Here is a 21,174-nt window from a genome sequence, read left to right on the forward strand (position 1 = left end):
CTGGAAGAGTGCGATGAACCAATTTGCGATTCTGTACGGAGATCGATTTATCAGGCCGACCTGGTAAAACCCGGCCTGCCTGACGGCAGGCCATTACCGGCCCGCACACAAAAAATCTGACACTCTCTTGGCTGCTGCTTCAACGACAAATATTGAGTCGGCGTATTCGTAATGCGCACTGCGTTTATTTAGTTTTCAAAGTCAAAAGATCGCAGCCTTCGGCAGCTCCTACAGTGGCATTGCGTACACCGTGTAGGAGTTGCCGAAGGCTGCGATCTTTTGATCTGCGCTCTCAATCCCCCATCTGCCGCAACCGCTTATAAAGCGTATTGCGACTAACCCCCAACCGCCGCGCCAAGTGCGAAATGTTCCCCCCGGCCGCCTTCAACTCCCGATTCAACGCTTCAACATCATTCAAATCCAGCCCCAGCGGCTGCACGCTCTCCACCGGCTCCATCTCCAGATCGACAAAAAAATCATCCGGCAAATGCTCCGGCCGCACCGGTTGCTCCTCAGCCATCGCCAGCGCCACCTGCATCACGCTGCTGACCTGACGCAAATTCCCCGGCCATGGATGCTTATCGAACAGTTCCAACACTTCGCGACTCAACCCCGCCCACTGCGTTGGCTCGCGATGCTGTTCCCACAACCGTTTGAACAGCGCCTCTTTGTCACTGCGCTCGCGCAAGGGCGGTAACTCCAGGGTCAAGCCACCGATGCGGTAATACAAATCTTCGCGGAAACGCCCCAGTTGCACCTGTTCGCGTAGCGAGCGGTTGGTCGCCGAGATGATCCGCAGATCCACCGGGAACAGCTCACTGCTGCCTACCGGCTGCACACAACGCTCCTGCAAAACCCGCAACAGCCGCGCCTGCGTCGGCAGCGGCATATCGCCGATTTCATCGAGGAACAGCGTGCCTTTGTCGGCTTTGCGAATCAGGCCGATGCTGCCTTTCTGGTTGGCACCGGTAAACGCGCCTTTCTCGTAGCCGAACAGCTCGGATTCCACCAGTTCGGCGGGGATCGCTGCACAGTTGACGGCAATGAACGCTTGTTTGCTGCGCGAACTGGCCTGATGCAGGGCTTTGACGAAGACTTCCTTGCCGACCCCGGTTTCACCATGGATCAGCAGCGGAATGTCTTTTTCCAACAGGCGCTCAGCCTGGCGCACCGCTTTTTCCACACGGCTGTCGCCAAAGTGCAGGGTGTTCAGACTGATCCCTGTTGAAACGGCGGGTTTAGGCTCAGCAGTAAACACTCGCGCCTGAATCGACGCCTGTTTCGGCCGCTTCAGCAAACACTGAAAACGGTTACGCCCGGAGGTCTGCAAGGCGAACGGCAAACCTTCAGGCTGATTGATCAACTCCAGCAACGACACCTTGAACAGGCTCTCAACGCTGACCCGCGACAAGCGCACGCCCAACAGATTGTCTGCGCGGCGATTGGCCGACAGCACCTGGCCACTCTCATCGAAAATCAGCAACCCGGCCCATTGGCTGTCGAGGTTGTTCAACCCGGTGTTGAAGGTCAGTTGAAAGTGCTGGCCATGAAACAGGTTGAGAATCAGCCGGTTTTCCACGGTCTGGCTCATCATCTTGACCATGCCCAAGGTGTGCGAGGGCGGCAGATAGCTGTCGCTGGACACGTCGAGCACGGCGATGACCTTGCGCTCGGCATCGAAAATCGGTGCGGCGGAACCGGTCATGAAACGGTTGGCCTTGAGGAAATGCTCATCGTGTTCAATGTGTACCGCCTGCTCACAGGCCAGCGCAGTGCCGATGGCATTGGTGCCACTGCAGCGTTCCATCCAGCTTGCACCTGCCTGAAAACCCCGGGCCAGACTGGGTTCGATAAAACGCTGCGTGCCCCACGACGTCAGCACCTGGCCCTGATGGTCGGCGAGCATGATCAGGCAGTTGGAATTACTGAGGATGTTCTCGTAATACGGCAGCACTTCCTGGTGGGTGGTCTGCACCAGCGAGTGCTGACTGTCGAGCAATTGCGCAATGCCGGCGGCGGGCAGTTGATCGAAGGCCGGGGCGCTTTGATGGTCGAGACCAAACGCGCGGCAGCGTTGCCAGGAACACTGGACGATCGCGTCGTGGGACAGCGGCGGGGCAGGTGCGGCCATGGCGGTCAGCCTCTGATGCGGCGATTTTTATTGTTGTTATGAACCCATCTCTTGAACACAACACAGATCCCCATGTGGGAGCGAGCCTGCTCGCGAAAGCGGTCTATCAGACACAATTGCATCGACTGACACACCGCTTTCGCGAGCAGGCTCGCTCCCACAGGGATCTGTATCGTCTTCAGGATCGGGCAAAAAGCGTTCATAGAGTGTTGTTCACTATTGTTCATTGTCAATCGCCCAACTGTTCAAATGTGTTCAGCTCTGAACGCCGTTTCCCTACTGTTTCAACGATTTTCACGACAAATCAACCACTTGCCATTTCTGGCACGAATGTCGCTCCCGTGCACAGGTCGCTTGACTCCAATAATAAAAAGGCCGAGCCATGTCACTCACCCTGGAGCACGTCTGCCGTACCGTCGAAGGCCAGACCTGGATCGACGATGCGTGCCTGAAATTCGAACCCGGTTCCTTCAACGTTTTGCTCGGGCGCACCTTGTCCGGCAAGACCAGCCTGATGCGCCTGATGGCAGGTTTAGACAAGCCCGACAGCGGCCGCATCCTGATGAACGGCGTCGACGTCACCCAACGTCCGGTGCGGTTGCGCAACGTGTCGATGGTCTATCAGCAGTTCATCAATTACCCGACGATGACCGTGTTCGAGAACATCGCCTCGCCGTTGCGCCAGGCCGGTGTGTCGAAAGAGATCATCCACAGCAAGGTGCAGGAAACCGCGAAGATGCTGCGCATCGAGAAGTTTCTGCAGCGCTACCCGCTGGAACTTTCCGGGGGACAGCAGCAACGCACGGCCATGGCCCGGGCGCTGGTCAAGGATGCCGAACTGATCCTGTTCGACGAGCCGCTGGTCAACCTCGACTACAAACTGCGCGAAGAACTGCGTCAGGAAATGCGCGAGCTGTTCAAGCTGCGCCACACCATTGCGATTTACGCCACCACCGAGCCCAACGAAGCGTTGGCGCTGGGCGGCACCACGACCATTCTTCACGAAGGCCGGGTGATCCAGAGCGGCCCGTCGACCTCGGTTTACCACCAGCCGCAAACCGTGCTGGCCGCCGAGTTGTTTTCCGAACCGCCAATCAATCTGATGCCGGGGCGAATTGCCGGCAATGAAGTCAGTTTTGCCAACTTCGTCCACTTCCCGTTGAACGTTGACCTGCGCCCGGTGGGCGAGGGCGAGTTCCGCTTCGGCGTGCGCCCCAGCCATATCTCGCTGGTGCCGAGCAACGATGACGATCTGGAATTGGCGGTCACCGTCGAAGTCGCCGAGATCAGCGGTTCGGAAACCTTCCTGCACGTGCGCAACGAGCATTTCCTGTTGGTGCTGCACCTGCCCGGCGTTCACGAATACGACGTCGATGCGCCGATCCGCATTTACATCCCGACCCACAAACTGTTCGTTTTCGATGCGCAGGGCCGTCTGGTGCAAGCACCGGGGCGGCGTGTCGCGAGGGTTGCCTGATGGCCGAAATCCGTTTGCAACACCTCGCCCACAGCTACAGCAAAACCCCCGGCGGCGCGGAGGATTACGCGATCCGCGAAATGGATCACGTCTGGGAACAGGGCGGCGCCTATGCCTTGCTTGGGCCTTCGGGTTGCGGCAAGTCGACCTTGCTCAACATCATTTCCGGCCTGCTCAGCCCCTCGCAGGGTCATGTGTTGTTCGACGGCAAAGCGGTCAACGACCTCTCGCCGGAGAAGCGCAACATCGCTCAGGTTTTCCAGTTTCCGGTGGTTTACGACACCATGACCGTGTTCGATAACCTCGCGTTTCCCCTGCGCAATCAGGGCATGGCCGAGGCGAAAGTGCACAGCAAGGTGCAGGAAATTGCCGAGGTCCTCGACCTGCAAAACCTGCTGAGCAAAAAGGCCCGCAACCTCACCGCCGACGAGAAACAGAAAGTCTCCATGGGCCGTGGGCTGGTGCGTGACGACGTCTCGGCGATCCTCTTCGATGAACCGCTGACGGTGATCGACCCGCACCTGAAGTGGAAACTGCGGCGCAAGCTCAAACAGATCCACGAGCAGTTCAACATCACCATGGTCTACGTCACCCACGATCAACTGGAGGCCTCGACTTTCGCCGACAAGATCGCGGTGATGTACGGCGGCCAGATCGTCCAGTTCGGCACGCCACGCGAACTCTTCGAGCGGCCGAGCCACACCTTTGTCGGCTACTTCATCGGCAGCCCCGGCATGAACCTGATCGACGTGCAGCCGCAGCCCGGCGGCGTCGGTTTCGCCTCGACCCACTTGCCGTTGTCCGACGCCATGCAACGCCATATCGAACACGGCCAGTGGAAAAATCTGAAGGTCGGTATCCGCCCCGAGTTTATTCATGTGTGGGACGAGCCGTTTGACGACGCGATGCAGGCCAGGGTCGTACACGTCGAAGACCTCGGCACCTACAAGATCATGACCCTCGACCTCGATGGCGCGCCGCTGAAAGTGCGTCTGGCGGAAGACAAACCGGTGCCGCAGGGCACCGCGTACATCAGTTTTCCGGCGCAGTGGCTGATGGTCTATGCCGATGAGTTTCTGCTCGAAGCCGACGATGAGGTGCAGCCATGAACAAGGTGCAGAACAACAAGGCCTGGTGGCTGGTGTTGCCGGTGTTCCTGCTGGTGGCGTTCAGTGCGGTGATCCCGATGATGACCGTGGTCAACTATTCGGTGCAGGACATCTTCGACCAGTCCAGCCGTTATTTCGTCGGTGCCGACTGGTACAAGCAAGTGCTGCTCGATCCGCGTTTGCACGACTCGCTACTACGGCAGTTCATCTACTCGGCCTGCGTCTTGTTGATCGAAATCCCGCTGGGCATCGCCGTCGCCCTGACCATGCCGACCAAGGGCCGCTGGTCGTCACTGGTACTGATCATTCTGGCGATTCCGCTGCTGATTCCGTGGAATGTGGTTGGCACCATTTGGCAGATCTTTGGCCGCGCTGACATCGGCCTGCTCGGTTCCAGTCTTAATGCCATGGGCATCAGCTACAACTATGCGGCCAACACCATGGACGCCTGGGTCACGGTGCTGGTGATGGACGTCTGGCACTGGACTTCATTGGTGGCGCTGCTGTGTTTCTCCGGGCTACGGGCGATTCCCGACGTGTATTACCAGGCCGCGCGAATTGATCGGGCTTCGGCCTGGGCGGTGTTCCGCCACATTCAGTTGCCCAAGTTGAAGAGCGTGCTGCTGATCGCGGTGATGCTGCGCTTCATGGACAGCTTCATGATCTACACCGAGCCGTTCGTGCTCACCGGCGGCGGGCCGGGTAACGCTACGACCTTCTTGAGTCAGACGTTGACGCAAATGGCCGTAGGCCAATTCGATCTCGGTCCGGCAGCGGCTTTCTCGCTGGTGTACTTCCTGATCATCCTGTTGGTGTCCTGGCTGTTCTACACCGCCATGACGCACTCCGACGCCAACCGCTGAGGCCCGGCCATGAGCAAAAGAAAGCTGATTCCGTTGCTGGTCTACATCTTGTTCCTGCTGGTGCCGATCTACTGGCTGCTGAACATGTCCTTCAAGAGCAACACCGAAATCCTCGGCGGCCTGACGCTTTTCCCACAGGATTTCACGCTGGCGAACTACAAGGTGATCTTCACCGATCCCAGTTGGTACACCGGTTATCTGAACTCGCTGTATTACGTCAGCCTGAACACGGTGATTTCCCTGAGTGTGGCGTTGCCGGCAGCCTATGCGTTTTCCCGCTATCGTTTTCTCGGCGACAAGCACTTGTTCTTCTGGCTGCTGACCAATCGCATGGCGCCGCCGGCGGTGTTCTTGCTGCCGTTTTTCCAGCTGTATTCGTCGATTGGCCTGTTTGACACGCACATCGCCGTGGCATTGGCGCATTGCCTGTTCAACGTGCCGTTGGCGGTGTGGATTCTGGAAGGCTTCATGTCGGGTGTACCGAAGGAAATCGACGAAACCGCCTACATTGATGGCTACAGTTTTCCCAAGTTCTTCGTGAAGATTTTCATCCCGTTGATCGGCTCCGGGATCGGCGTCACGGCATTTTTCTGCTTCATGTTTTCCTGGGTCGAGCTGCTGCTGGCGCGCACGCTGACCTCGGTCAACGCCAAGCCGATCGCGGCGGTGATGACCCGCACGGTCTCGGCTTCGGGTATCGATTGGGGCGTGCTGGCGGCGGCGGGGGTGTTGACCATTCTGCCGGGCATGCTGGTGATCTGGTTTGTTCGCAACCACGTGGCCAAGGGCTTTGCCCTCGGTCGGGTCTGAGGAGCTGATGATGGAATGGATGAGTTGGACGACACCTACAGCCGCATTCTTTATCGTCATCGGCCTGATTTTGGCGGGTATGACCACGTGGGAATTGCGCTCGCCGAGCATTCTGCGGCGAGGTTTTCTGCCGATTGCCACCACCCGTGGCGATCGCTTGTTTATCGGTCTTCTCGGCAGCGCCTACCTGCATTTGCTGGTCATCGGCGCCACCGACTGGAGCATCTGGGTCGCGTCCGCGTTGTCCCTGGTGTGGCTGTTGGCTGTGATGCGTTGGGGCTAGTCGAGTCGCTCGACAATCGTGCTCCGAAATCCTAAACAGGAGGTCTCTATGTTCGACAAAAACAATAAGCTGCGACATAGCATTTCATTGGCAGCCATGCTGGCACTCAGTGGTTTGAGCGCATCTGCCTGGGCCGATGCCTACGAGGACGCTGCGAAAAAATGGATCGGCAGTGAATTCAAACCGTCGACCCTGACGGCCGAACAGCAGCTGGAAGAATTGAAGTGGTTCATCAAGGCGGCCGAGCCGTTTCGCGGCATGAACATCAAGGTGGTTTCGGAAACCCTGACCACCCATGAATACGAGTCCAAGGTGCTGGCCAAGGCCTTCACTGAAATCACCGGGATCAAGCTCACCCACGACCTGCTGCAAGAAGGCGACGTGGTGGAAAAAATGCAGACGGTGATGCAGTCCGACAAGAATATCTACGACGGCTGGGTCAACGACTCGGACCTGATCGGCACGCACTTTCGCTACGGCAAGACCGAATCGATCACCGACCTGATGGCTAACGAAGGCAAGAACTTCACCTCGCCGACCCTCGACCTCAAGGACTTCATCGGCATCTCGTTTACCACGGCGCCGGACGGCAAGATCTATCAACTGCCCGACCAGCAATTCGCCAACCTGTACTGGTTCCGTGCCGACTGGTTCGAACGGGCGGATCTGAAAGCCAAGTTCAAGGAAAAGTACGGCTATGAATTGGGCGTGCCGGTGAACTGGTCGGCCTATGAAGACATCGCCAAATTCTTCAGCGAAGACGTCAAGGAAATCGACGGCAAACGTGTTTACGGGCACATGGACTACGGCAAGAAAGACCCGTCGCTGGGCTGGCGCTTCACCGATGCCTGGTTCTCCATGGCCGGTGGCGGCGACAAAGGCCTGCCCAACGGTTTGCCAGTGGACGAGTGGGGGATTCGCGTCGAGGACTGCCACCCGGTCGGCTCCAGCGTGACCCGCGGCGGCGACACCAACGGCCCGGCGGCAGTGTTTGCCACCACCAAATACGTCGACTGGCTCAAGGCCTACGCGCCACCGGAAGCGGCGGGCATGACCTTCTCCGAGTCGGGGCCGGTGCCGTCGCAGGGCAACATCGCCCAGCAGATTTTCTGGTACACCGCGTTCACCGCCGACATGACCAAACCCGGCCTGCCGGTGGTCAACGCCGACGGCACGCCGAAATGGCGCATGGCGCCGTCGCCTAAAGGGCCGTATTGGGAAGAGGGCATGAAGCTCGGTTATCAGGATGTGGGGTCGTGGACGTTCATGAAATCCACGCCTGAGAAACAGAAACTCGCGGCGTGGCTGTACGCGCAGTTTGTGACCTCGAAAACTGTTTCGCTGAAAAAAACCATTGTCGGTCTGACACCGATTCGCGAGTCGGACATCAACTCGCAGGCCATGACCGATCTGGCGCCGAAACTCGGTGGTCTGGTCGAGTTCTACCGCAGCCCGGCCCGCGTGCAATGGTCGCCTACCGGCACCAACGTGCCGGACTACCCGCGTCTGGCGCAATTGTGGTGGAGCCATATCGCGGAAGCAGCGAGCGGCGAGAAAACTCCGCAACAGGCGCTGGATGGCTTGGCGAAAGATCAGGACGCGATCATGACGCGCCTCGAACGCTCCAAGGCCCAAGCCACTTGCGCACCAAAAATGAACCCGGAACGCGATGCGCAATACTGGTTTGACCAGCCGGGCGCACCGAAACCGAAACTGGCTAACGAGAAGCCGAAGGGCGAGACCGTCAGCTACAACGAACTGCTGAAATCGTGGGCGGATGCGCGTAAGTAAACGCTGAAATGTGAAAGGCAAACGGCACCGCGAGGTGCCGTTTTTTTTGGCACCTGATCTACCGCTTTCGCTTGCAGGCAAGCTCCCACAGGTTTCTGAGTCACTCACAAATTCCGAGTGCACCCGAAACCACTGTGGGAGCTTGCCTGCAAGCGATTCGGTCTGACATTCAACATTGATATCGACAGACCCACCGCCATCGCTGGCAAGCCAGGCTCCCACAGGTTTCTGTGATGTTCACAAACTCCGGGCACGCCGCAGATCACTGTGGGAGCTGGCTTGCCAGCGATTCGGTCTGACATTCAACATTGTTATCGACTGACCCGCCGCCATCGTCAACAGGCTGGCTCCCACAGGTTCAGGGGCGGTGGTTAGACTAAAACAGCCAGATCGGTGTACCGAGCAACCAAAGGATCAGCCGTGAGCAACTTCATCGGTTCGGTCATTGCTGTGGCCACGATAATGCGGTCAAACGGATCACGGTGATGGTGCTCAAGATCCTTAACGGCGATGGCGTGCTCTGCAGTCACTGGCAGTTCGATAAAGCCACTGTCGAGACAATATTGGCGGAGTTCTTCCAGATCAACATTCAGCTTGCCGAGCCCGACCTTGATCGCCATTTCCCAGAAGGTGGCGGCGCTGATGTAGATTTCGGCGGCGTTCTCAATCAATTTTCTGGCTTTGCCGGACAGTCTGGCGTCATCACTGAGCGTCCAGAGCAAAATGTGCGTGTCGAGCAGAAGCCTCATACTTGAGTGCCCTCAAATGCATCAAGCATGTCATCGGGCAATGGTGAGTCGAAATCGTCGGGCAACACCAGTTTGCCTTTCATTGCGCCAATACGCTGAGCGCTGGGTTTTCCTACGGGAACGAGGCGGGCCATCGCCCGCCCATGCTTGGCAATCGTGATGACTTGGCCAGCAGCGGCATCATCGACGAGTTTGGATAAATTGTTTTTGGCTTCAGCCAGCGGAACGATGATCATCAGCTCACCCCTGTATTCTGGACAAATATAGCCAGAATATTTCAACGCTGCCAAACCATAGACTTCTTCAGCCCATTCGCAAACGATATCCCTGTTCATTTTTAGCCTCTCGTCGGTTTTCCATCTGCCATGCCTCCACCATAGAGCTATGTACTCAAACTGGCTGTAGGACAAAACGGAGGTTGCGGCGAGAGCTTTCGGCGTTTGTGTGGGGACGGGAGCAAATCGGTAAAAAATCGTACGAAAATATCGGCCGACACGATGTCCGAAAATCTATGTAGGAGCTGTTGCAGGCTGCGATCTTTTGATCTTGATTTAAAAACAAGAGCAAAAGATCGCAGCCTGCGGCAGCTCCTACACGGATGATTCGGTGGTGGGGAAGCCCAGGCGGAACACCGTCATTACCCCCGGCAAGCTCTTAACTTCCGCCACCCCCTGATGCAGGCTCATGATCGAGCGCACGATCGCCAACCCCAATCCGGTGCTGCCCTGCGATCTTGAGCGACTGCTATCAACGCGGTAGAAGCGGTCAAACAGATACGGCAAGTGCGCCGCTTCGATCCCGGCGCCGGGATTGCTCACTAGCAACGACGTGTGCGTCGCCCCTTGTTCTATCAACAACGTGACGGTTTTCCCGTTGGGGCAGTGCCGCAAAGCATTCGACAACAAATTGGAAATCGCCCGCTGAATCATCAGCCGATCACCCAGCACCGTCGCGCTCCCGACCACGTTCAAATGAATGCCCTTATCCTGCGCTGACAACGAAAACATCTCCGCCACTTTCGTCACTTCAACCTCCAGCGCCACCGATTCAAACGGCGCCAGCGCCGACGGATGACTCACCTGCGCCAGAAACAACATGTCCGACACTATCCGCGCTACACGTTCCAGTTCTTCGGTGCATGACACCAGCACATCCTTGTATTCCTCCACCGAGCGCTCGCGGGACAAGGTCACTTGCGCCTTGCCCATCAGGTTATTGATCGGCGTGCGTAACTCATGGGCCAGATCATCAGAAAACTGCGACAACTGCTGCACCCCGGCATCCAGCCGATGCAGCATGAAGTTGATGCCGTGCGCCAGTTCGCTCAGCTCCTGTGGCATGTCCACCACCGACAGCCGATGATCGAGATCCTGGGTCGAGACCATCGCCGCGACCTTGCGAAACTCGCGCATCGGCGCCAGTCCGCGTTGCACCGCGCCCCACGCCGTGAGGCCGATGAACACCAGCAATAGCGGCAAGGCAATCAGCGTCGAGCGCAAGTAGGCGCTGAGCAACGCCTCATCGTGGGCGTTATCCACCGACAACAGCACTGGCACGCTGTTGCCGTCCTTGAGGCGAATCAGTTTGGAGGCGGTGAGGAATTTCTTCCCGTCAGTGTCGGTGCTGTCGCTGTAGGCCAACTGATCTGTGGTCGCGCGAACCGCCTTCAATTCAACCCGTGGATCGGCCAGGCCAGAGCCGGATTTGAGCAGCGGCGAGCGTTGATTGAGGCGGTCGTAAATGGTCAGCGTGAGGTTGTCGTGGCCCATTACCTGATCGAGCAAAATATGCGGTTTACCGCTGATTTCGTTGGCGTCGACGTACAGCGACAGGCTGTGTTCGACCTGTTGCATTTTCTTTTCAAGGCTGTCTCTGGAAAGCGCATTCAGTTCATGGGTCAGGGCGAAATAAGCGAGGATCGCCAGAAACACCACCAGCAGCGCACCGAGAATACTCACCGTCAATCCCAGGCGCATCGACAGGCTGGCGGGCTTCATTCGCGCGCCTCCAGCACATAGCCGACGCCGCGCAGGGTGTGGATCAACTTATTGTCGAACGGCTCATCGATCTTCGCCCGTAACCGGCGGATCGACACCTCGACCACGTTGGTGTCGCAGTCGAAATTCATGTCCCATACCAGCGAAATGATCTGCGTGCGGGTCAGCACTTCGCCGGACTGGCGCATCAGCAGATGCAGCAGGGCGAATTCCTTGGTGGTCAGGTCGATGCGCTGCGCACCGCGGAACGCGCGATGGCGGCCCGGGTCGAGTTCCAGGTCCGCGACTTTCAGCACTTGCGGCAGGGGAATGTTTTCGCTGCGACGCATCAAGGTGCGCACCCGCGCCAGCAGTTCGGGGAACTCGAACGGTTTGACCAGATAGTCGTCGGCGCCCAGATCGAGGCCACGAATCTTGTCCGCCAGACGTCCGCGCGCGGTGAGCATCATCACCCGAGTGGAGTGAGTGCGGCGCAGTTGTTCCAGCACGCCCCAGCCGTCCAGTTCGGGCAGGTTCACATCGAGAATAATCAGGTCATAGGCCTGTTGTTGCGCCAGGTGCAAACCATCGGCGCCGGTGGCGGCGTGGTCAACCACATATCCACTTTCGGTCAAACCCTGATGCAGGTATTCGGCAGCTTTAAGCTCGTCCTCGACGACAAGGATTCGCATGATCTTTCACCACTTATATTTAATGGATATTTAATTAAGGTGGCCGGGATAGTTGTTGTTTTTGTAAGGACTTCCGGACGGAGTTCAATCAATGAATGGCGTGCACGGTAAAGGCTGAAGTGACTACGGAGTCAACGCTTGACGGCTTTAAATCGGCTGTCTGCGACAGGCTGTCGCAGCATAAGGGTCGAGTTTCCTACGACTTTGATTCCGGCAAGTACTGTTCGGCGGATAACTGCAGAGCATTTGTTTCGATGTATTGCTACAACGCTGTTGGCACTCCGCATCGTAGATCAAATCAACTTGTACAAACCGTGGATAACGGATTTGTAATGTTCCAGTCACCTTGTCGATAAGTTCAAAACCCTACCGTGACGGCATCAAAGATTCTTGAATAAAGGAAGTCTGCCATTGCCCGGTTTAATTGAACTGACGGCGCGATCACGCCTGCAAAAAACACTCGGCGGCCTGCTGTTATTGGTCAGTGCCAGCGTGGCGAATGCCTCGACGTTGACGCTGGATCAAGCCCTGTACAGCGCCTTCGCCGGCAACCCGGATCTGGCCGCTGCGCAATGGGAAATCGGCATCGCCGAGGGTGACCGCAAACAGGCTGGCCTGATCCCCAACCCTGAAGTCTCGTGGGAGGCCGAAGACACCCGCCGCGATTCGCGCACCACCACAGTGATGCTCAGCCAGCCGATCGAACTGGGCGGCAAACGTGGTGCCCGCATCGATGTCGCCAGCCGTGCACAGGACGCCGCCGGCATTGAGCTGGAGCGCAAGCGCAATGCCTTGCGCGCCGATGTGATTCAAGCGTTCAACAGCGCCCAGACTGCGCAACAGCGCTTGCAGTTGTCCCGCCAATCCATGCAATTGGCCGAGCACGGTTTGCGCGTTGCGCAAGGACGGATTGAGGCCGGCAAATCCTCGCCCGTCGAAGGCACACGGGCGCAGGTGCAACTCTCGGAAGTGCGCCTTGAGCTGAGCCGCGCCGAACGTGACCAGGCCAACGCCTACCAACAATTGGCGCAGGTCATGGGCGCACCGTTGCCGACCTCGACAAATGTACAAGCCGCCACGCAAAGGCTCGCCGTCGTGCCACCGCCAGCCCGACTGCTTGATCGTCTTAACGAAACCGCCGAGTTGCGTCTGGCCAAACTACAGATCGATCAACGCGAAGCGTCGTTGGGCCTGGAAAAGTCCCAGCGTATCCCCGACCTGACCGTAAGCCTGGGCAGCCAATACAGCGAAACCGAGCGCGAACGGGTCAACGTGGTCGGACTGTCGATGCCGATTCCGCTGTTCAACCGCAATCAGGGCAACGTGCTGGCCGCCGCGCGTCGCACCGATCAGGCACGGGATCTGCGCAACGCCACCGAACTGCGTTTGCGCACGGAGATCCAGACCACGTTGGCGCAATGGCAGACCGCCAACGGCGAAGTCAGCGCGTTCAACCAGACCATCCTGCCCGCCGCGCAACGTGCGGTGGACAGCGCCACGCGCGGGTTCGAAATGGGCAAGTTTGGCTTCCTCGATGTACTCGATGCGCAGCGCACGCTGATCGCCGCGCGTAGCCAATACATCCAGGCCGTCAGCGAAGCCACCGACGCCCGCGTACGCATCGAACGGATCTTCGGCGAGCTCGCCGTCAGCCCTTGAATTTCATCTTTTTGAGCACTGCGCGATGGCACGGCGCAGAGGAGTTTCCATGGACAAAAAACTGATTATGGCCGCTGCGGCGACGTTGGCGCTGGGCATTGGTGTAGGCTCGATGTGGTCGGGCAACGCGTCCATCGACGCGCATGCCGATGAAGCGGCGGATCACGCCGATCATGCGCAGGAGGGCGCCGCTGAAAGCGAGCATGACGAAGAAGGGCACATCGAACTGACCGCCGAGCAGATCACCGCCGCCGGCATTCAACTGGCTGAAGCGAAACCGCAAAACATCAGCCTCGGCCTGCCGTTCCCCGGCGAAGTGCGTTTCGACGAAGACCGCACCGCCCACGTCGTGCCGCGTGTTCCCGGTGTGGTCGAATCGGTGGCAGTCAACCTCGGCCAATCGGTGAAGAAGGGCCAGTTGCTGGCTGTCATCGCCAGTCAGCAGATCTCCGATCAGCGCAGCGAGCAAGCGGCCGCGCAACGGCGTTTGGCGTTGGCGCGCACCACCTATGAGCGCGAAAAGAAGCTGTGGCAGGACAAGATTTCTGCCGAGCAGGATTTTCTCCAGGCTCGTCAGGCATTGGAGGAGGCTGAGATTGCCGTGAGCAACGCCCGGCAAAAAATCAGCGTGCTCAGCGGCAGCGTGGTCGCCACCGGCGGCAATCGCTACGAGCTGCGTGCACCGTTCGATGGTGTGGTGGTGGAAAAACACCTGACGCCGGGCGAGGTGGTCGATGAAAGCACAGCGGCATTCACGCTCTCCGATCTGTCGCGGGTGTGGGTGACCTTCGGTGTTTCGCCCAAGGATCTGAACAAGGTGCAAGTGGGTAAAACGGTCACCGTCAGCGCACCCGAACTGAACGCTGAAGTGGCTGGCAGCGTGGCTTATGTCGGCAGTTTACTCGGCGAACAAACCCGCACTGCAACCGTTCGCGTGACGCTGGAAAACCCGCAAGGCTCGTGGCGTCCCGGCCTGTTCGTCACCGCGCTGGTGGCGACCGACAGCCGTCAGGCGCAAGTCGCGGTGCCGGAAACCGCAATCCAGACCGTCGAGGACAAACCCACGGTGTTTGTGCGCACCGACGACGGCTTCAAAGCGCAAGCGGTAGAGCTGGGCAGTCGCGCGGCGGGGCAGGTGGAAATCACCCAAGGCCTGGAGGCCGGCGCGCAAGTCGCCAGCGCCGGCAGCTTCGTCCTCAAGTCGGAACTGGGCAAAGCCTCGGCCGAGCACAGTCATTAATTCTGGAAGGTCCCCATGTTCGAACGCCTGATCCAGTTTGCCATCGAGCAGCGCATCATCGTCGTGCTCGCCGTTCTGCTCATGGCCGGCCTCGGCATCGCCAGTTATCAGAAACTGCCGATCGACGCCGTGCCCGACATCACCAACGTCCAGGTACAGATCAACACCGGCGCCGCCGGGTTCTCGCCGCTGGAAACCGAGCAGCGCATCACCTTCCCGATTGAAACCGCGATGGCCGGTTTGCCGGCCTTAGAGCAGACCCGTTCGCTGTCGCGTTCGGGGCTGTCGCAGGTCACCGTCATCTTCAAGGACGGCACCGACCTGTTCTTCGCCCGCCAATTGGTCAATGAGCGTCTGCAGATCGCCAAGGAGCAATTGCCCGAAGGCGCGGAAGCGGTCATGGGACCAATTTCCACCGGCCTCGGCGAGATCTTTTTGTGGACGGTCGAGGCGCAGGAGGGCGCTCTCAAGGATGACGGTAGCGCTTACACACCGACTGATCTGCGGGTGATTCAGGACTGGATCATCAAGCCGCAATTGCGCAACGTGCCGGGCGTGGCCGAGATCAACACCATCGGCGGCTTCGCCAAGGAATATCAGATTGCCCCGGACCCGAAACGCCTGGCCGCGTACAAGCTGACCCTCACCGATCTGGTCACCGCGCTTGAGCGCAACAACGCCAACGTCGGCGCCGGTTACATCGAGCGCAGCGGCGAGCAGTTGCTGATTCGCGCGCCGGGCCAAGTGGCGAGCACCGAGGACATCGCCAATATCGTCATGGCCAACGTCGACGGCACGCCGATCCGCATCAAGAATGTCGCCACCGTGCAAATCGGCCGCGAACTGCGCAGCGGCGCGGCCACGGAAAATGGTCGTGAAGTGGTGCTTGGCACGGTGTTCATGCTGATCGGCGAGAACAGCCGCACGGTCTCGCAAGCGGTCGCCAGCAAGCTCGAACAGATCAACAAATCGTTGCCCAACGGCGTGATCGCCGTGCCGGTTTACGACCGCACGCACCTGGTCGACAAAGCCATTGCCACGGTGAAGAAAAACCTCATCGAAGGCGCGATTCTGGTGATCGCGATTCTGTTCCTGTTCCTCGGCAACATCCGCGCGGCGCTGATCACGGCGATGGTGATCCCGCTGTCGATGCTGTTCACCTTCACCGGCATGTTCAGCAACAAAGTCAGCGCCAACCTGATGAGCCTCGGCGCGCTCGACTTCGGCATCATCGTCGATGGCGCGGTGGTGATTGTCGAAAATACCCTGCGCCGACTCGCTCATGCGCAGCAGCACCATGGGCGATTGTTGACGCGTGCCGAGCGTTTCAAGGAAGTGTTTGCGGCCGCCAAAGAAGCACGGCGGCCGCTGATTTTTGGCCAGTTGATCATCATGGTCGTGTACCTGCCGATCTTCGCCCTGAGCGGCGTTGAAGGGAAAATGTTCCACCCGATGGCGTTCACTGTGGTGATTGCGTTGCTCGGTGCCATGCTGTTGTCGGTGACTTTTGTCCCGGCGGCGATTGCGCTGTTCGTGACTGGCAAGGTCAAGGAAGAAGAGGGTGCGGTGATGCGCGGCGCGCGTCGTGTTTATGCGCCGGCGCTGGCCTGGGTCATGTCCCATCGCGCAATCGCAGTGGGCGCGGCGTTGGGTGTGATCGTGCTCAGCGGCGTGCTGACCAGCCGCATGGGCAGCGAGTTTGTGCCGAGCCTCAGTGAAGGCGATTTCGCCCTGCAAGCCTTGCGCGTACCGGGCACCAGCCTGACGCAATCGGTCGATATGCAGCAGCGCCTGGAAACCCTGATTCTGGCCAGGGTGCCGGAAGTCGAACGCGTCTTCGCGCGTACCGGCACGGCGGAAATCGCCTCCGACCCGATGCCGCCGAACATCTCCGACAGCTACGTGATGCTCAAACCGAAAGCGCAATGGCCGGATCCGGGCAAATCCCGCGACACCCTGATGGCCGAACTGCAAGCCGTCGCCGCGACTTTGCCGGGCAGCAACTATGAGCTGTCGCAACCGATTCAACTGCGCTTCAACGAGCTGATCTCCGGCGTGCGCAGTGACGTGGCAGTGAAGGTGTTTGGCGATGACATGGACGTGCTGAACGCCACGGCGGCGAAGATTGCAGCGGCCATGCAGAAGGTTAACGGCGCCTCTGAGGTGAAGGTCGAGCAAACCACCGGGTTGCCGGTGCTGACCATCAACATTGATCGCGACAAAGCGGCGCGTTACGGGCTGAACGTGGGGGATGTGCAGGACACCATTGCCGTGGCAGTGGGCGGTCGTCAGGCCGGGACCTTGTATGAAGGGGATCGGCGTTTCGACATGGTCGTGCGTTTGTCCGATGCCATGCGCAAGGACATCGACGGCTTGTCAGCGCTGCTGATTCCGGTGCCGGCGGTAAATGGTACGGCCAATCAGATCGGTTTCATCGCACTGCAAGACGTCGCCAGCCTCGACCTGGTGCTGGGGCCGAATCAGGTCAGCCGCGAAAACGGCAAGCGCTTGGTGATCGTCAGCGCCAACGTGCGCGGGCGGGACATCGGTTCATTCGTTGCCGAGGCGGGCGAAGTGATCGAACGTGAGGTGCAAGTCCCGGCCGGTTACTGGACCAGTTGGGGCGGGCAGTTCGAGCAACTGCAATCGGCGGCCAAGCGCTTGCAGATCGTGGTGCCGGTGGCGTTGCTGCTGGTGTTCGGCTTGTTGTTCATGATGTTCAACAATCTCAAGGATGGCTTACTGGTGTTTACCGGGATTCCGTTTGCGTTGACCGGGGGCGTCATGGCGCTGTGGTTGCGCGATATTCCGCTGTCGATCTCGGCGGGCGTCGGGTTTATTGCGTTGTCCGGAGTGGCGGTGTTGAACGGCTTGGTGATGATTGCGTTCATTCGCAATCTGCGGGAGGAGGGGCGGTCGCTCACTGAGGCGATCAACATCGGTGCGCTGACGCGATTGCGGCCAGTGTTGATGACGGCACTGGTGGCGTCGCTGGGCTTCATTCCGATGGCGCTGGCGACCGGCACGGGTGCGGAAGTGCAGCGCCCGCTCGCAACCGTAGTGATCGGTGGAATCCTGTCCTCCACCATTCTCACGTTGCTGATCTTGCCGGCGCTGTACCAACTGGCCCATCGCCGGGATGAGGACACGGTCTCCACATAATAGGTGATCCCCCTGTGGGAGCGAGCCTGCTCGCGAAGGCGATCTGTCAGTCAACAATGATGTGACTGAACCACCGCTTTCGCGAGCAGGCTCGCTCCCACAGGGTTTCCGTGCGCTGATCCGGGAGATAACGGATATGTAATTTCCCCGCCACCGTCACGATAGGTTCGGATTGTTACCTTGATCCCGTCAGCTACTTAAACGAGGAATCAAACATGAAATTCGCTCAGATCAGTGCCTTCACCGCCGCCTTGGCGCTGTCTTCCCTGGCCATGGCCGAAGGTGGCGGCGACCGCACCTTCGAAAAAATGATGACCGCCAATGACCGCTCCGTAGAGCTGTTTGTTGCCCGGGAACAGGCCCGCGACCCGGTCGTCGTCAATGACAAGAAAGACGACAAGACTCAAGACCTGTAAACGCAGCCATGCTGGAACAAGCCTGGCATCGCGCATCGATGCCGGGCTTTTTATGGAGGAATTGAACATGAAATTGATCAAGTGGATGGTGTTCGCCGGGGTGATGGCGATGTCCATTAATGTGCTGGCCGAGGGCGGTGGTGACCGCACGTTTGAGCGCGCATTCAGTACCAACGCCAAAGCCATGGAGCAATACGCCGCCAACCAGGGCAAAGCGCCGCCAGTGGTGAAGGATTATGCGTACGGGATGAAGCTGGATGTGGTCAAAGTGGTGAGCGTCATCAAGCCGCCGGCGACTTGCGCCGTCGTCCCCACTGCCATGACCTACGAAGATTCGAAGGGTCAGCTCAACACCGTCAAATACACCGTGGCCGGCGATTGCCGCCAGCGCGGCTGATCTGGCAACGATCAGAACACTCCCCCCGTGTAGGAGCTGAATTTCAATATCACGATGTGTATTTCGATTCTGGATGTTTAAAGGTTGTGTGGGAAATGCAGAACCTTCCCACAATGTTTTCAGGTTGTCCGTCGGACGTCAGCTCTCTAGCCTGTGTGGGTCGCTGCCAAATCAGCGATCGGGTTTGGAACCCCGGGACCCAAGAAGCGCAAAAGTGGCTTTCATGACGTATGCTTGCGCACCTTCATGGTGTGCACTTTGTTATGGCGGCTGTGCGCGGGAGACTTCGAGTCTGCCGGGTTTTCTCTGGTCCCCGGGTTCCAACCTGCGTACAGCTGCCACCCCTCGCGTGGAACCGAATGGGCCAGCTCCACCGTAAGACTGGAGATACACCATGAAAAAGCCAACACCCAATCCGCCCGAACCAACCGTTCCTGCGGACGCCAATACAACGTCCCCCTACGCTTGCGAAGACACTCGCAAACTCCACGAAGCCGCCGACCGCGCCCTCGACTTCTACCTCAAACCCACGGCCGCCATCATGGCCACGCCCTACGTCCAGAACCAGATGTTCCAGGTCAATCCGAAGGCCGACACCGAATCCCTGCTGGCCAACGCCAGCGAATCCCTGGGCTCGGCCAGCGTCATGCTCGGCGACTTCGCGGCGCTGCTGCAAGGCACGCATCGCAAGACGTTGCTGGGGATCGCCCAAGTCGTCATGCTTGGTGAACTGGCGGTGAACAGGGCGCTGGATAACGTCGAGCCCACCGCATAATCGTGTGGGAGCGAGCCTGCTCGCGAAAGCGGTGAGTTAACCGACGATGGCGTTGGCTGTGCCGACGTCTTCGCGAGCAGGCTCGCTCCCACAGGTTTTGGCGTTGCGTTGAAGTCCGGACATAAAAAAGGCGCCCCGAAGGACGCCAAAAAATTCACCTCTTTCCAAAGGAGCAAGGAGCTTCTAAAGGTGAATGTGCATTGCTCGTGAACTCAGAGAATCGCCAACGGATACTCGACAATCACCCGCACTTCATCCAGATCCGACTCGAACGCCGTGGCGCGAGTGGTGGCCTGGCGCAAGCGCAGTGACAAGTCCTTCAACGAACCGCTCTGCACCACGTATTTGACTTCGATGTCGCGCTCCCAGCGCTTTTGATCGGTCAGCGGATTACCATCGGCATCGCGGCGCATGTACACGGCGTTGGCGTTGGAATAGTCGGCGTCGGTGCCGCGCGCGTAGCGGGTCATGAACGACAAGCCCGGTACGCCGTAAGTGCTCATGTCGAGGTCGTAGCGCACCATCCATGAACGTTCCTTGGGCGAGTTGAAGTCGCTGTACTGGATGGAGTTGTCGAGGAAGATCGAGTCGGACTGGCGCAGGTAATCGAAATCGTCGTTGCCGTTGTTGCGTTGGTGCGAGAGGGCGACGGAATGCGCGCCGAGTTTTACCCCGACACGGCCGCTCCAGATGTTGTTGTCGAACTCGCCGAGTAGTTGTTTGCCCTCGTCGACTGCCTTGTAGTAATTCAAACCACCAAACAGTGACAAGTCATCCGACAGCGGATACGTCCACGCGGCGCCGGCGTAGTACTGATTCCAGGCATCCTTGAGGCGACTGGAGTACAGGCTGAAACTGAGGTTTTTGTTCAGCACATAATCGCCGCCGCCGTAAGCGATCCACGGCGAATTGACCGGGCCGGCATAGAAGGTCGCGAAGTTCTCGCGCATGTCGCTGGACACCGGTTGGCTCATCGCGTGCAGTCGACCGCCCTGAACCGACAGGCCTTCAATACTGGTGTTGGTCGCCGTCACCCCGCGAAAGCTTTCTGGCAGCAAACGAGAGTCACCCGCCGCCACTACCGGGTTGGCCGGGAACACGTCACCGACCTTGACCACCGTATCGAATGCCCGCACTTTCGCCGCGCCCCCGACCTTGGTGTATTCGTCCCGCGCCTCGCCGTCACTGTTGACCGGCAGCACATCAAACGAACTGCGCCCACCGTTGCGCCCGTCACCGGTGTCGAGTTTCAAACCGATCATCGCAAACGCATCAACACCGACCCCGACGGTGCCTTGGGTAAAGCCGGATTCGAACTTGCTGATCACCGCATGCGACCAGGCTTCGGAATAACCGTTGCCGGTCGGGCTGGACTGGCCGTTGCGGTGCTCACGATTGAAATAGAAATTACGGTTGAGCACCGTCAGGCTGCTGCCTTCGATAAAGCCTTCGGCTTTTTCTTCTGCAAACACCATGGACGGCCCGGAGCCAACCACCACCGCTAAAGCGGCCATCGACATTTTTGTATTGTTAACCATCAAACACTCCTTGGGTTCGGCAGAACGGGAACGTGCTTCGGCGTGGGTTTTATTGTTCGACGGGCATGGGGCTCGTCGGCATGGTCGCCGGGGGACATCGTTGCAA

18 protein-coding genes are annotated in these 21,174 nt (G+C 58.9%); 12 read left to right on the plus strand and 6 right to left on the minus strand.

What is annotated here, in order from left to right; genetic code table 11:
* Positions 1–292: 292 nt before the first annotated feature.
* The gene (locus CKW18_RS15795) at positions 293–2,131 is read right to left on the minus strand and encodes a sigma-54-dependent Fis family transcriptional regulator (RefSeq protein ID WP_095189646.1); all 1,839 of its coding nucleotides are present in this window, start codon (positions 2,129–2,131) and stop codon (positions 293–295) included.
* A gap of 382 nt (positions 2,132–2,513) precedes the next feature.
* On the opposite strand from CKW18_RS15795, the gene CKW18_RS15805 reads away from it, so the two are divergent.
* The 6 genes from CKW18_RS15805 to CKW18_RS15830 are packed head-to-tail and all read left to right on the plus strand — an operon-like array spanning position 2,514 to position 8,464.
* On the plus strand, positions 2,514–3,608 hold the full coding sequence (locus CKW18_RS15805; protein WP_095189648.1) for an ABC transporter ATP-binding protein: 1,095 nt from the start codon (positions 2,514–2,516) through the stop codon (positions 3,606–3,608).
* On the plus strand, positions 3,608–4,717 hold the full coding sequence (locus CKW18_RS15810) for an ABC transporter ATP-binding protein (protein WP_095189649.1): 1,110 nt from the start codon (positions 3,608–3,610) through the stop codon (positions 4,715–4,717). Before CKW18_RS15805 ends, CKW18_RS15810 begins: the two co-directional genes overlap by 1 nt.
* Entirely contained in the window at positions 4,714–5,580 is an 867-nt protein-coding gene (locus CKW18_RS15815; protein WP_095189650.1) for a carbohydrate ABC transporter permease, read from the plus strand. Before CKW18_RS15810 ends, CKW18_RS15815 begins: the two co-directional genes overlap by 4 nt.
* A gap of 9 nt (positions 5,581–5,589) precedes the next feature.
* Positions 5,590–6,390, plus strand: a complete 801-nt coding sequence (locus CKW18_RS15820) for a carbohydrate ABC transporter permease (protein ID WP_003192012.1) — start codon at positions 5,590–5,592, stop codon at positions 6,388–6,390.
* 10 nt (positions 6,391–6,400) lie between these two features.
* Entirely contained in the window at positions 6,401–6,673 is a 273-nt protein-coding gene (locus CKW18_RS15825; protein WP_095189651.1) for a DUF2160 domain-containing protein, read from the plus strand.
* A 48-nt stretch (positions 6,674–6,721) separates the two neighbouring features.
* Positions 6,722–8,464 (plus strand): ABC transporter substrate-binding protein, encoded by a 1,743-nt coding sequence (locus tag CKW18_RS15830; protein ID WP_042559890.1) that lies wholly within the window; start codon positions 6,722–6,724, stop codon positions 8,462–8,464.
* 371 nt (positions 8,465–8,835) lie between these two features.
* Here CKW18_RS15830 and CKW18_RS15835 read toward each other — a convergent pair whose 3' ends face one another.
* The 4 genes from CKW18_RS15835 to CKW18_RS15850 all read right to left on the minus strand — a co-directional run bounded on the left by CKW18_RS15835 (position 8,836) and on the right by CKW18_RS15850 (position 11,881).
* Positions 8,836–9,213: a type II toxin-antitoxin system VapC family toxin gene (locus CKW18_RS15835; RefSeq protein WP_095189652.1), complete on the minus strand. Its 378-nt coding sequence runs from the start codon at positions 9,211–9,213 to the stop codon at positions 8,836–8,838.
* A complete protein-coding gene (locus CKW18_RS15840) occupies positions 9,210–9,548 on the minus strand; it encodes a type II toxin-antitoxin system Phd/YefM family antitoxin (protein WP_008083736.1) in 339 nt (112 codons plus the stop codon). Before CKW18_RS15840 ends, CKW18_RS15835 begins: the two co-directional genes overlap by 4 nt.
* A gap of 255 nt (positions 9,549–9,803) precedes the next feature.
* Positions 9,804–11,210, minus strand: a complete 1,407-nt coding sequence (locus CKW18_RS15845) for a heavy metal sensor histidine kinase (RefSeq protein ID WP_095189653.1) — start codon at positions 11,208–11,210, stop codon at positions 9,804–9,806.
* Entirely contained in the window at positions 11,207–11,881 is a 675-nt protein-coding gene (locus CKW18_RS15850; RefSeq protein WP_095189654.1) for a heavy metal response regulator transcription factor, read from the minus strand. Before CKW18_RS15850 ends, CKW18_RS15845 begins: the two co-directional genes overlap by 4 nt.
* Before the next feature lie 411 nt (positions 11,882–12,292).
* Between CKW18_RS15850 and CKW18_RS15855 the strand changes: the two genes are divergently transcribed.
* From CKW18_RS15855 to CKW18_RS15880, 6 genes are all read left to right on the plus strand, one after another.
* Positions 12,293–13,540 carry a TolC family protein gene (locus tag CKW18_RS15855; RefSeq protein ID WP_095189655.1) on the plus strand — a complete coding sequence of 416 codons (1,248 nt, stop codon included), beginning with the start codon at positions 12,293–12,295 and terminating at the stop codon, positions 13,538–13,540.
* 49 nt (positions 13,541–13,589) lie between these two features.
* Entirely contained in the window at positions 13,590–14,780 is a 1,191-nt protein-coding gene (locus CKW18_RS15860) for an efflux RND transporter periplasmic adaptor subunit (RefSeq protein WP_095189656.1), read from the plus strand.
* 15 nt (positions 14,781–14,795) lie between these two features.
* Positions 14,796–17,942 carry a CusA/CzcA family heavy metal efflux RND transporter gene (locus tag CKW18_RS15865; RefSeq protein ID WP_095189657.1) on the plus strand — a complete coding sequence of 1,049 codons (3,147 nt, stop codon included), beginning with the start codon at positions 14,796–14,798 and terminating at the stop codon, positions 17,940–17,942.
* Positions 17,943–18,157: 215 nt separating this feature from the next.
* The gene (locus tag CKW18_RS15870) at positions 18,158–18,358 is read left to right on the plus strand and encodes a co-regulatory protein PtrA N-terminal domain-containing protein (RefSeq protein WP_095189658.1); all 201 of its coding nucleotides are present in this window, start codon (positions 18,158–18,160) and stop codon (positions 18,356–18,358) included.
* Between the two features lie 67 nt (positions 18,359–18,425).
* Complete coding sequence (locus CKW18_RS15875) at positions 18,426–18,755, plus strand: DUF2790 domain-containing protein (RefSeq protein WP_095189659.1); 330 nt, start codon at positions 18,426–18,428, stop codon at positions 18,753–18,755.
* A 394-nt stretch (positions 18,756–19,149) separates the two neighbouring features.
* Complete coding sequence (locus CKW18_RS15880; protein ID WP_095189660.1) at positions 19,150–19,530, plus strand: DUF6124 family protein; 381 nt, start codon at positions 19,150–19,152, stop codon at positions 19,528–19,530.
* 212 nt (positions 19,531–19,742) lie between these two features.
* Here the strand turns inward: CKW18_RS15880 and CKW18_RS15885 are convergent, their stop codons facing one another.
* Entirely contained in the window at positions 19,743–21,068 is a 1,326-nt protein-coding gene (locus CKW18_RS15885) for an OprD family porin (protein WP_095189661.1), read from the minus strand.
* Positions 21,069–21,174 lie beyond the last annotated feature (106 nt).

Source organism: Pseudomonas sp. Irchel 3E19 (assembly GCF_900187585.1).
GTDB classification, from domain to species: domain Bacteria; phylum Pseudomonadota; class Gammaproteobacteria; order Pseudomonadales; family Pseudomonadaceae; genus Aquipseudomonas; species Aquipseudomonas baetica.

Coding starts and splice junctions, on each gene's coding strand:
- CKW18_RS15795 (WP_095189646.1), bottom strand. CDS start 2,131: ATGGCCGCACCTGCCCCGCCGCTGTCCCACGACGCGATCGTCCAGTGT.
- CKW18_RS15805 (WP_095189648.1), top strand. CDS start 2,514: ATGTCACTCACCCTGGAGCACGTCTGCCGTACCGTCGAAGGCCAGACC.
- CKW18_RS15810 (WP_095189649.1), top strand. CDS start 3,608: ATGGCCGAAATCCGTTTGCAACACCTCGCCCACAGCTACAGCAAAACC.
- CKW18_RS15815 (WP_095189650.1), top strand. CDS start 4,714: ATGAACAAGGTGCAGAACAACAAGGCCTGGTGGCTGGTGTTGCCGGTG.
- CKW18_RS15820 (WP_003192012.1), top strand. CDS start 5,590: ATGAGCAAAAGAAAGCTGATTCCGTTGCTGGTCTACATCTTGTTCCTG.
- CKW18_RS15825 (WP_095189651.1), top strand. CDS start 6,401: ATGGAATGGATGAGTTGGACGACACCTACAGCCGCATTCTTTATCGTC.
- CKW18_RS15830 (WP_042559890.1), top strand. CDS start 6,722: ATGTTCGACAAAAACAATAAGCTGCGACATAGCATTTCATTGGCAGCC.
- CKW18_RS15835 (WP_095189652.1), bottom strand. CDS start 9,213: ATGAGGCTTCTGCTCGACACGCACATTTTGCTCTGGACGCTCAGTGAT.
- CKW18_RS15840 (WP_008083736.1), bottom strand. CDS start 9,548: ATGAACAGGGATATCGTTTGCGAATGGGCTGAAGAAGTCTATGGTTTG.
- CKW18_RS15845 (WP_095189653.1), bottom strand. CDS start 11,210: ATGAAGCCCGCCAGCCTGTCGATGCGCCTGGGATTGACGGTGAGTATT.
- CKW18_RS15850 (WP_095189654.1), bottom strand. CDS start 11,881: ATGCGAATCCTTGTCGTCGAGGACGAGCTTAAAGCTGCCGAATACCTG.
- CKW18_RS15860 (WP_095189656.1), top strand. CDS start 13,590: ATGGACAAAAAACTGATTATGGCCGCTGCGGCGACGTTGGCGCTGGGC.
- CKW18_RS15865 (WP_095189657.1), top strand. CDS start 14,796: ATGTTCGAACGCCTGATCCAGTTTGCCATCGAGCAGCGCATCATCGTC.
- CKW18_RS15870 (WP_095189658.1), top strand. CDS start 18,158: ATGAAATTCGCTCAGATCAGTGCCTTCACCGCCGCCTTGGCGCTGTCT.
- CKW18_RS15875 (WP_095189659.1), top strand. CDS start 18,426: ATGAAATTGATCAAGTGGATGGTGTTCGCCGGGGTGATGGCGATGTCC.
- CKW18_RS15880 (WP_095189660.1), top strand. CDS start 19,150: ATGAAAAAGCCAACACCCAATCCGCCCGAACCAACCGTTCCTGCGGAC.
- CKW18_RS15885 (WP_095189661.1), bottom strand. CDS start 21,068: ATGGTTAACAATACAAAAATGTCGATGGCCGCTTTAGCGGTGGTGGTT.